This is a genomic window from Brachybacterium sp. UMB0905, from assembly GCF_002871795.1.
In the GTDB taxonomy this organism is placed as follows: Bacteria; Actinomycetota; Actinomycetes; order Actinomycetales; family Dermabacteraceae; genus Brachybacterium.
Window position 1 is genome coordinate 115,154 of the sequence record NZ_PNHL01000007.1, and the last position, 9,745, is coordinate 124,898.

The following is a 9,745-nucleotide window of genomic DNA, read 5'->3' on the forward strand; positions in this document are numbered from 1 at the left end:
GTACGACTGGGCGCAGGTGCCCGGGAACATCCGCGACGGCTCCACGCCGCTGTGCAGCACCGACCACTGGGTGCGATGGCGCGAGGACACGGATCTGCTGACGGGCCTGGGGCTGCAGATCTACCGCATGAGCGTCGAGTGGTCGCGGATCGAGCCGCGGCCCGGGGAGTTCGATACCGAGGCGCTCGAGCGCTACCGGGAGGAGATCGCGGCGCTGCAGGCCGGTGGGGTGCAGGTGCTCGTGAGCCTGCATCACTTCTCCCAGCCGTCCTGGTTCCAGGGGCTGGGGGAATGGACCATCCCGCAGTCGGTTCCGATCTGGCTGCGGTTCGTGCGGGAGGTCGTCACGGCGCTGGGGGATCTCGTGACCGACTGGGTCACCATCAACGAGCCGAACGTCTACGCCGCCCAGTCGCATCTGTGGCAGGAGGGGCCGCCCGGGGATCGCAGCCCCGGCAAGGTCCGGGCGGTGATGGCGCATATGGCCGAGGCGCATTGCCGTGCCTATCTGCTGATCCATGAGCTGCAGGCCGATGCGCGGGTGGGGTTCGCCCATCACATGCGGGCCTTCGACCCGAAGAACTCGCGCAACCCGCTGCATCGGGCGGCGGTGCCGCTCAGCTCCGCCCTGTTCCAGGACGTGATCGCCGAAGCGATGCTGACCGGGCGCTTCCGCCGCCTCCTGGGTCGCCAGCCCGCGGGCATCACGCCCGGGCGCTTCCACGACTACCTGGGGCTGAACTACTACGCGCGCACCGCGAGCGCCGGACTGTCCGACGGGACCTTCCCAGGCGTGCCCGTGAACGACCTGGGCTGGGAGATCTACCCCGAAGGGCTCGTGCGCTGCATCCGCTGGCTCCGGGAGCGCTCGGCTGCGCCGGTGTGGATCACCGAGAACGGCACCGCGGACAACGGCGACCCGGCCACCGGTCTGCTCGAGCGCTTCCGCTGCCGGTTCCTCAATGACCATCTCTCGCTACTGGCGGATCCCACGCTCGGTGTGGAGCGCTACTACCACTGGTGCTTCGTGGACAACTGGGAGTGGCAGGAGGGCGAGATGCCGCGCTTCGGCCTGGTGCACAACGATTACGAGACCCAGACCCGCACCATCAAGCCCTCCGGGCGTTTTCTTGCCCGGATCATCGCCGAGGGCGGGATCAGCGATGCGGCGCGGGAGGAGTTCGTGGCCCCGCAGCGCTACCGCATCGGCTGAGGAGTGCCGGCGGCGTCATCGGCCCGGACCCGGGGTCCCGGGTCCCCTGATCCGCCGCGGGGGACAATGGCACCATGGCATCGTGCCTCTCCCGTCTGCACGATGCACCCCGTCAAAGGAGAAGACTGTTGACTGCTCCCGCTGCTGAGTCCCGCCCGGTGCCGCGTTTCGGCCTGGTCGCGCAGGTGGATCACGCCGATCTCGCCGGCGGCATCGCCCTGTTCGAGGATGCCGACCGTCTGGGCTACGACGTGGGGTATGTGCGGGTGCGGCACCTGCAGGATGCTCTGTCCTCGCCGCTGCCGTTTTTGACGGCGGCGGCACTGCACACCGAGCGGATCCAGGTGGGTACCGCCGTGATCCCCCTGCGGTTCGAGAACGCCGGGCGGCTCGCCGAGGATCTGGCCACCACCGATCTGCTCACCGGCGGTCGACTGCGCCCGGGGCTCGGCTCGGGCTACTCGGCGCATGATGCGATCTACACCCGCGCCTTCGGGCAGGTCCAGGGGGACCGCACCGAAATGGTGAACCGGGTGCTGCATGATCTGCTGCGCTTCGTGGACGGCGAGGTGGTCGCGGGGGCCGATGCGCATATCGAGGGTGTGGAGCCCGGGACGCCGCTGCGGATCGAGCCGCGGGCGGAGGGCCTGCGGGAGCGTCTGGCCTACGGCGCGGCAAGCCCCGAGCGTGCGGCGATGGCCGGATCCCTGGGACTGGGTTTGCAGCTGGCCACGATGGCGCCCGATGACGGCTCCGGTCGCTCCTTCGAGGTGCTGCAGCTGGAGGCGCTGCGCGCCTACCGCGAGGCCTCCCGCGAGGCCGGGCACGGCGACGGGCACGTGATGGTCTCCCGCCAGATGCTGCCCATGCGCACCGAGGAAGAGCTCGAGCAGTGGGTGTCCCTGATCCCGCGCGAGCGCGCTGCCGCACCGGCGGTGGCCACCGAGCATGCGGGCGTAGAGATCGGCGGGAATCCCGCGGTGTTCAGCCGCGTGGTGCTCGATGATCCGATGACCGTGGCGCATGCACTGCTCAGCGATGCAGTGGTGCAGGAGGCCGATGAGATCTGCCTCGTGCTGCCCTTCGGTGCCTCCGCGCACGCCCGCCACCAGGTGCTGGAGACCTTCGCGACCGATGTGGTCCCGCACCTGCTCACGGCCATCGTGTGACGAGGGTCCGCGAGCAGCTCTCTCACATCTCCTCGACGCCCACGATCGACGGTTTCCCGAAGGGCCACACCCGGTACCCCTGCGTGGTGAAGCGGTAGGTCGCCCCCTGCTCAAGCCCCTCCGGGAACTGCTCGTCGAGCTCCTCGGCACTCGCACCGCCGCCGTCAAGTCCGAGGAAGCTCGTGGCACCCCAGCGCAGCTCGCCGCACTGCTCGGTCTCGATCGTGACCGAGCTGGACATGCCCGATCCTCGCTTGTTCGTCACGGTCGTGTACCCGCCGGTGACCGTGCACTCCTTCTCTCCGCCACCCACAAAGCTCGCCGCGAAGCTCACCGCGAGGAACCCGAGGACCAGAAAGGTCAGCACCGTCCCGATCCACGTGCCGGGCTTGCTCTCGCTCTGGTGCCCCTGCTCCGACGCGGATGCGCTGCCGCTCATGATCATCCCCTTCCGACGGGCGGCCCGCGCCGCCCGCGAGCACGGTACCGCACAGAACGCGGCACCGCGGGAATCAATCCCGCAGTCCTACGCTCCACCTCCAGCAGCGGTCTCCAGTAGCGCCTCCACCGCATCGGCACGTACGCCTTTCACCGGGAAAACCAGGCGCAGCTGCCGTCGTGGTCGGGGAATCAGACGCCCAGCAGACGGGATCCGAGGTAGGAGGCCACCTGGTCCAGGGCGATGCGCTCCTGGGCCATGGAGTCGCGCTCGCGGATGGTCACAGCCTGGTCCTCGGCGGTCTCGAAGTCGATCGTGACGCAGAAGGGGGTGCCGATCTCATCCTGGCGGCGGTACCGGCGGCCGATGGCCTGCGAGACGTCCATATCGACGTTCCAGTGCTGGCGCAGTTCATCGGCCAGGGCGGTGGCGCGCGGGACCAGGTCCCCGCTCTTGGACAGCGGCAGCACGGCAACCTTGACGGGGGCCAGGCGCGGGTCCAGGCGCAGCACGGTGCGCTTGTCCACACCGCCCTTGGTGTTGGGGGCCTCGTCCTCGGTGTAGGCGTCCACCAGGAAAGCCATCATCGCGCGGGTCAGGCCGAAGGACGGCTCGATCACGTACGGGGTGTACTTCTCGCCGCTGGCCTGGTCGAAGTACTGCATCGTGGCGTTGGAGTGCTCGGTGTGGCTGCCGAGGTCGAAGTCGGTGCGGTTGGCCACGCCCATCAGCTCACCCCACTCGCTGCCCTGGAAGCCGAAGCGGTACTCAATGTCGATCGTGGCGGCGGAGTAGTGGGCGCGCTCGCCATCGGGAACATCGAATCGGCGCAGGTTCTCCTCCCGGATACCCAGGTCGACGAACCAGTTCCAGCACGCCTCCACCCAGTGGTCGAAATGCTCCTCGGCTTCCTGCGGCGGGGTGAAGTACTCGATCTCCATCTGCTCGAACTCGCGGGTGCGGAAGATGAAGTTGCCGGGGGTGATCTCATTGCGGAAGGCCTTGCCGACCTGGCCAATGCCGAACGGCGGCTTCACCCGGGAGGCGGTGACGACGTTCAGAAAGTTCACGAAGATGCCCTGGGCGGTCTCGGGCCGCAGGTAGTGCAGACCGGTCTCGTTGTCCACCGCGCCGAGGTAGGTCTTCATCAGGCCGGAGAACTGCTGCGGATCGGTGAACTCACCGCGGTTGCCGCAGTTCGGGCAGGCGATCTCCGCGAGCCCGCCCTCGGGGGCGCGGTTCTTCTTGGCTTCGAAGGCCTCGATGAGGTGGTCCTCGCGGAAGCGCGAATGGCAGCTCTTGCACTCCACGAGCGGGTCGGTGAACGTCGCGACGTGACCGGAAGCCTCCCACACGGCCTTCGGCAGGATGATCGAGGAGTCCAGCCCCACCATGTCTCCGCGGGACTGTACGAAGGTGCGCCACCACTGACGCTTGATGTTCTCCTTCAGCTCCACGCCCAGCGGACCGTAGTCCCAGGCCGAGCGGGTACCGCCGTAGATCTCCCCGGCGGGGAACACGAAGCCGCGCTTCTTGGCGAGGGAGATGACGTTGTCCAGCGCACTGGCGGGGGCCTTGGCCACGGGGATTCTCCTGGTGACGGGGATATCGGGTACGCATCCAGCATAGTCGGCAGCGCCGCACGAACCGGGTGCGGCGAGCCTGCCAGAGCATCACAGGCTGTGATGGTCGGCACGAACAGGCGCCACGCCGCCCCCAGCAGTTTGCATGGAGCCCCTGAACTGCTGAGAATGATTGTCATGCCCTTCGATATGACTCCGTCCCGTCGTTCCGTTCTCGCGCTGCTCGGCCTGGGCAGCGGTGCCGCCGTGCTCGCCTCCTGTGGCAGCAACGGCGAAGGTGGCGGCGGCAGCAGTGATGGTGGTGGCTCCGGCGGCGGTGCGCTGGACATCGTGACCTCGAACTACCCGATGACCTATCTCGTGACCGCCATCGGCGGTGACCGGGTGACGCTCACGGACCTCGCCACCCCGGGCGCTGACCCGCATGGCCTGGAGCTGTCGGTGCAACAGACCATGGCCGCCCAGGAAGCGGATCTGGTGCTGCAGATCCCCGGCTACCAGCTGGCGCTGGATGATGCGATCGCCTCCGGCAAGGCCGACAACGTCCTGGACGTCTCCGGCGTGATCGAGATGCTGCCCTCGGACGGTGCCGAGCATGATCACGATCACGGCGATGATCATGACGAGCACGATCACGACGAGCACGATCATGATCACGACGAGCACGATCATGATCACGACGAGCACGATCATGATCGCGAGCATGACGAGCACGATCATGAGCATGACGAGCATGACCATGAGGACGATGCTCACGACGACGAGCACGACGACCACGGGCATGACGACCACGAGCACGACGATCACGAGGGCCATGACCACGGCCCGAATGACCCCCACATGTGGCACGACCCGCTGCGCATGGCCCAGGTGGGCGAGGCGCTCGCCGCGAAGCTCGGCGAGCTCGACCCCGAGGGCGCTGAGACCTACCAGCAGGCTGCGGCGGATCTGCGCACCGAGCTCGAGGAGCTCGATGCGGAGCTGACCGAGCTCTACCAGAAGAGCTCCGGGGAGCGCACCTTCATCACCAGCCACGCCGCCTACGCGTACCTCGCCGAACGGTACGACCTGCACCAGGTGGGCATCGCCGGGGTGGACCCCGAGACCGAGCCGTCCCCGCAGCGTCTGCTCGAGCTCGAGGAGCTCATCAAGGCCGAGGGCGTCGACACGATCTTCTTCGAGACCACCGCCTCGCCGAAGGTCGCCCAGACCTTCGCCGACAACGCCGGGGTCGCCAGCGAGGAGCTCGACAACCTCGAGACCCAGCTGGATCAGGCGAAGGACTATCCTGCAGTGATGCGAGAGAACGCGAACAAGCTCGTGGACAGCTGGTCGTGACGACCGCCCCCTCCCCGGCCCTCGACGTCCACGGCGCCTCGGTGCGCCTGGGCGGCGCGGCGATCCTCCAGGACGTCGACCTCACGGTGCGGGCCGGGGAGACCGTCGCCCTGCTGGGCGCCAACGGTTCGGGCAAATCCACGCTGCTGCGCGCGGCCGTCGGTGTGGTCCCCATGGAATCCGGCCGCGTCGAGCTGTTCGGCAGTCCCCTGGACCGTCGGCGCAGCCATGACGTGCTGGGTTACGTGCCTCAGGACTCCCCCGAGTTCGGGTCCATCCCCGCGACCGCGCGGGAGGTCGTCACCTCCGGGTTGCTGTCCTCGCGCGCCTGGTTCCCTCGCCCCTACGACCCCCGGGTGAAGACGGCCTTGGAGGCCGTGGGGATGGCGGATCTTACCCGTCGGCCCATCACCCGCATGTCCGGGGGGCAGCGCCGACGGGTCATGATCGCCCGCGCGCTCGTGCGGGATCCGCGCCTGCTGGTGCTCGATGAGCCCTTCGCCGGCGTGGACCTCGGCACCCAGCAGCTGCTCGCCCAGCTGTTCCGGGATCTCGCCACCCGCGGCGTATCGATCCTCGTGGTGCTGCATGAGATCGGGATGCTCGAGCAGGACATCGACCGTGCCGTGGTGCTCGATCACGGGCATGTCATCCATGACGGCGCGGTGGCTGATCGCCCGCTGATGGATCCGGGTCATGAGCACCCGCACACAGACCTCACCGCTCACGACTGCCTCGGACAGGAGATCCACCCGGCATGATCTCCCCCCTCGACATCCTCACCTCCGATCTGCTGCGCTACCCGCTGATCATCGCGGTGCTGATCGGTCTGACCGCGCCCGTGGTCGGGACCTATCTGGTGCAGAAGCGTCTGTCGCTGCTGGGCGACGGCCTGGGGCACGTGGCGCTGACCGGTGTGGCGATCGGCTGGCTGGTCGGCGCCTGGACCGCTGCGACGCCCGTGGATCTGCTGGCGATCCCCGGTGCGCTGGCGGCCTCTGTCATCGGGGCGCTCGCCATCGAGTACGTGCGCGAGGTGGGGCACACCAGCCGCGATGTCGCTCTCGCGATCCTGTTCTACGGCGGCATCGCCGGGGGCGTGGTCATCATCCAGCTGGCCGGTGGCACGTCCCAGAACCTCATGGGGTACCTGTTCGGTTCGCTGTCCACCGTGACTCGCTCGGACATGATCATCGCCGCGGCCCTGTCCCTGGTGGTGCTCGCGATCGGCATGGGACTGTCCGGCCTGCTGTCCGCGGTGACCGGCGATGAAGAGTTCGCACGGGCATCGGGGCTGCCGGTGCGCCTGGTGAACGTCGCGATTGCCGTGATGGCGGCGCTGACGGTGACGCTGTCGATGCGGATCGTCGGCGCGCTGATGGTCTCCGCGCTCATGATCGTGCCGGTCGCCGCCGCGCAGCAGATGGTCGTCGGCTTCGCGCGCACCATGCGCACCGCCATGGTGATCGCCGTGGCCTGTTCGCTGGGCGGTCTGCTGCTGACCGTGTACGTGGACCTGCCACCGGGCGGCGTCATTGTGCTGACGACAATCGCGGTGTACATCGTGGCGCTGACCGTGCGGGCGGCGCTCGGGGGGCATCGCACCGAGACGGCGCTGACCGATCGGGATAACGCGCATGCCCGGGTTCACCGTCCGGAACCCACTGCCGATCGCGCGATGTGACCATTCGCCCCCGCGTGTCATTTCGTGGCTCACAGCATCTGCGCCACAGGTGAGGGACAATCGATGACATGCAACGCAACACCCGCCAGCGCGCCGCGATCCTCGAGACGCTCTCTCGGCAGGATGATTTCCGTTCTGCCCAGCAGATCCACGAGCAGATGCGCAGCGACGGCGAGAGCGTGGGCCTCGCCACCGTGTACCGGAATCTGCAGACCCTCGCCTCTGCCGGCCGCCTGGATGTCCTCATCGGGGCCGATGGGGAGTCGCTGTACCGGCAGTGTGAGGACGAGGGCCACCATCACCATCTGGTGTGCCGCGAGTGCGGTCGCACCGTGGAGTTCCTCGCCCCGAAGCTTGAGACGCAGGTGACCGCGATCGCGGACGAGCACGGCTTCACCGACCTCAACCACACTCTGGAGGTCTTCGGGCTGTGCCCGGAGCACACGGCACAGGCCGGGGCGGAGCAGGTCGGCCGATGATGGGCTGCCGCCGATGATGGAGTGGGTGCGGGAGCTGCCGCTGATCCCCGCGGTCGCGTTCCTCTACGTCGTGATCTGGTTGCGGGCGGGCGCCACATATCTGCTGGGCCGCGGTGCCCGCAAGGCTGCTGACCGCGGACGCATGGCCGCTTTCCTCCACTCCCCCGGCGTGGAGCGCGCCACGGAGATGATCAACCGCTGGGGCGCGCCTGTGGTCGCACTGAGCTTTCTGACCGTCGGTTTCCAGACCGCGGCCAACGCCGCCGCCGGACTGACCGGCATGCCTGCCCGCCGCTACGCCCCGGCCCTGGCCGTGGGCGGACTCGCCTGGGCCTTCATCTACGCGACCGTGGGGCTGGTGGCGATCCGGGCCTGGTTCGAGCTGTTCATCATCTCGCCGTGGGGCGCCGTGGGTGTGCTCGGCGTGCTCGTGGTGCTGGTGGCCGTGCTGCTGCGGCATCGTCGGCGCACCGGCGGGACGCTCGGTGAACCGCAGCCTGCGCGCGTAGATCAGCCCCCGGTGGACTGACCGCCCGCCGCCCCAGCCGTCGGCTCCTGCGGGGCGTCGACGGCCCCGCCGTAGCGGCGATCCCGCCGGGCGTACTCGGTGATCGCCCGCCACAGCACGCGGCGGTCCACATCGGGCCATAGCTCGGGGACGAACACGAGCTCCGCGTACGCCGCCTGCCAGAGCAGGAAGTTGCTGGTGCGCTGCTCGCCGCTGGTGCGCAGGAACAGATCCACATCGGGCATGTCGGGGTCATCCAGGTGCCGCGCGAAGCTCTTCTCGGTGATGCGCGAGCCTGTGATCTTTCCGGCCCGTGCCTGCTCCACCAGATCGCGCACCGCATCGACGATCTCGGCGCGCCCGCCATGGTTCACGCACATATACAGCGTCATGCGGGTGTTGTCGGCGGTGAGACGTTCAGCCTCTTTGAGCTCTTTGATGACGCTGCCCCACAGGCGCTGCTCGCGGCCGATCCACACGATGCGCACGCCCCAGGAGTTGAGGGTGTCGCGCTGGCGGCGCAGCACCTGCCGGGAGAAGCCCATGAGGAACCGCACCTCCTCCGGGGAGCGCTTCCAGTTCTCGGTGGAGAAGGCGTAGGCGCTCAGGTGCGTCACGCCGATCTGGAGGGCGCCGGCGACCACATCGAGCAGGGCCGCCTCCCCTGCCTCATGGCCGGCCGTGCGGGGCAGGCCTCGCTGATTGGCCCAGCGCCCGTTGCCGTCCATCACCACCGCGACGTGCCGCGGGATCGTGGGCGCAGGCAGCTGCGGTGGCAGCGCCCCGGAGGGGTGCGCGAAGGGCTCCTCGTAGCGGCGGAGGCTCGCAGGCGGCATGGGTATCCTCGCAGGTCAGGGGTGGTCAAGCAGGTGGCGGGCGGTGGGGACGGTGCGGGGCCGACGGGGGTGTCGGGACTAACGTTCGACGTAGGACAGGGAGCGTACCGAGCGCTCGAGGTGCCAGGTGATCGTGTCTTCGATGAGGCGGCCGGCTTCCTGCATCACGGTCTCCTCGGCATCGAGCACATTCTCCCAGTCTCCGGCGAGCAGGAAGATCAGATGCTCCACGGTGGCCTGCCGCACCGCCGCAGCACCGGGTTTGCGGCACGGCGTGCACACCAGCCCGCCAGCGCGCACGTCCAGGGCATGGTGCGGCCCGGGCGCCCCGCAGGTGGCGCAGACCCGCAGTTCGGGGGCCCAGCCGGAGAGCGCGAGGGTGCGCAGCAGGAAGGAGTCCAGCACGAGCGGCGGGGCGATCCGTCCGCCCGCCATGCTGCGCAGCGCCCCCACCAGTAGCAGGAACCCGCGCTGGGAGGGGTCGACGACGTCGTCG

At 68.7% G+C, this 9,745-nt stretch carries 11 protein-coding genes; 7 read left to right on the plus strand and 4 right to left on the minus strand.

Features of this window, described 5'->3' with window-relative positions; translation table 11 throughout:
- Together CJ197_RS08645 and CJ197_RS08650 are read left to right on the plus strand one after the other, a co-directional pair.
- Positions 1-1,213, plus strand: a 1,213-nt coding sequence (locus CJ197_RS08645; RefSeq protein WP_102236340.1) for a glycoside hydrolase family 1 protein, incomplete at its 5' end; no start/stop codon positions are given.
- Positions 1,214-1,341: 128 nt separating this feature from the next.
- The gene (locus tag CJ197_RS08650) at positions 1,342-2,382 is read left to right on the plus strand and encodes an LLM class flavin-dependent oxidoreductase (RefSeq protein ID WP_233190763.1); all 1,041 of its coding nucleotides are present in this window, start codon (positions 1,342-1,344) and stop codon (positions 2,380-2,382) included.
- 22 nt (positions 2,383-2,404) lie between these two features.
- On the opposite strand, the gene CJ197_RS08655 is transcribed toward CJ197_RS08650, so the two are convergent.
- Together CJ197_RS08655 and CJ197_RS08660 are read right to left on the minus strand one after the other, a co-directional pair.
- The gene (locus CJ197_RS08655) at positions 2,405-2,821 is read right to left on the minus strand and encodes a hypothetical protein (RefSeq protein WP_146007738.1); all 417 of its coding nucleotides are present in this window, start codon (positions 2,819-2,821) and stop codon (positions 2,405-2,407) included.
- 191 nt (positions 2,822-3,012) lie between these two features.
- A complete protein-coding gene (locus tag CJ197_RS08660; RefSeq protein ID WP_102236343.1) occupies positions 3,013-4,404 on the minus strand; it encodes a glycine--tRNA ligase in 1,392 nt (463 codons plus the stop codon).
- 177 nt (positions 4,405-4,581) lie between these two features.
- On the opposite strand from CJ197_RS08660, the gene CJ197_RS08665 reads away from it, so the two are divergent.
- From CJ197_RS08665 to CJ197_RS08685, 5 genes are all read left to right on the plus strand, one after another.
- Complete coding sequence (locus CJ197_RS08665; RefSeq protein WP_233190764.1) at positions 4,582-5,742, plus strand: metal ABC transporter substrate-binding protein; 1,161 nt, start codon at positions 4,582-4,584, stop codon at positions 5,740-5,742.
- The gene (locus CJ197_RS08670; RefSeq protein WP_102236345.1) at positions 5,739-6,503 is read left to right on the plus strand and encodes a metal ABC transporter ATP-binding protein; all 765 of its coding nucleotides are present in this window, start codon (positions 5,739-5,741) and stop codon (positions 6,501-6,503) included. The genes CJ197_RS08665 and CJ197_RS08670 overlap by 4 nt, the downstream gene beginning before the upstream one ends.
- Positions 6,500-7,426: a metal ABC transporter permease gene (locus tag CJ197_RS08675; RefSeq protein WP_102236346.1), complete on the plus strand. Its 927-nt coding sequence runs from the start codon at positions 6,500-6,502 to the stop codon at positions 7,424-7,426. The genes CJ197_RS08670 and CJ197_RS08675 overlap by 4 nt, the downstream gene beginning before the upstream one ends.
- A gap of 68 nt (positions 7,427-7,494) precedes the next feature.
- The gene (locus CJ197_RS08680) at positions 7,495-7,905 is read left to right on the plus strand and encodes a Fur family transcriptional regulator (RefSeq protein WP_102236347.1); all 411 of its coding nucleotides are present in this window, start codon (positions 7,495-7,497) and stop codon (positions 7,903-7,905) included.
- Between the two features lie 13 nt (positions 7,906-7,918).
- On the plus strand, positions 7,919-8,434 hold the full coding sequence (locus CJ197_RS08685) for a DedA family protein (RefSeq protein WP_102236348.1): 516 nt from the start codon (positions 7,919-7,921) through the stop codon (positions 8,432-8,434).
- Here CJ197_RS08685 and CJ197_RS08690 read toward each other — a convergent pair.
- Together CJ197_RS08690 and CJ197_RS08695 are read right to left on the minus strand one after the other, a co-directional pair.
- On the minus strand, positions 8,416-9,249 hold the full coding sequence (locus tag CJ197_RS08690) for an isoprenyl transferase (protein WP_102236349.1): 834 nt from the start codon (positions 9,247-9,249) through the stop codon (positions 8,416-8,418). The genes CJ197_RS08685 and CJ197_RS08690 overlap by 19 nt on opposite strands.
- 78 nt (positions 9,250-9,327) lie before the next feature.
- Positions 9,328-9,745: DNA repair protein RecO (locus tag CJ197_RS08695; RefSeq protein WP_102236350.1), on the minus strand; the 418-nt coding region annotated here is incomplete at its 5' end.

Coding starts and splice junctions, on each gene's coding strand:
- CJ197_RS08665 (WP_233190764.1), top strand. CDS start 4,582: ATGCCCTTCGATATGACTCCGTCCCGTCGTTCCGTTCTCGCGCTGCTC.
- CJ197_RS08680 (WP_102236347.1), top strand. CDS start 7,495: ATGCAACGCAACACCCGCCAGCGCGCCGCGATCCTCGAGACGCTCTCT.
- CJ197_RS08685 (WP_102236348.1), top strand. CDS start 7,919: ATGATGGAGTGGGTGCGGGAGCTGCCGCTGATCCCCGCGGTCGCGTTC.
- CJ197_RS08675 (WP_102236346.1), top strand. CDS start 6,500: ATGATCTCCCCCCTCGACATCCTCACCTCCGATCTGCTGCGCTACCCG.
- CJ197_RS08655 (WP_146007738.1), bottom strand. CDS start 2,821: ATGAGCGGCAGCGCATCCGCGTCGGAGCAGGGGCACCAGAGCGAGAGC.
- CJ197_RS08690 (WP_102236349.1), bottom strand. CDS start 9,249: ATGCCGCCTGCGAGCCTCCGCCGCTACGAGGAGCCCTTCGCGCACCCC.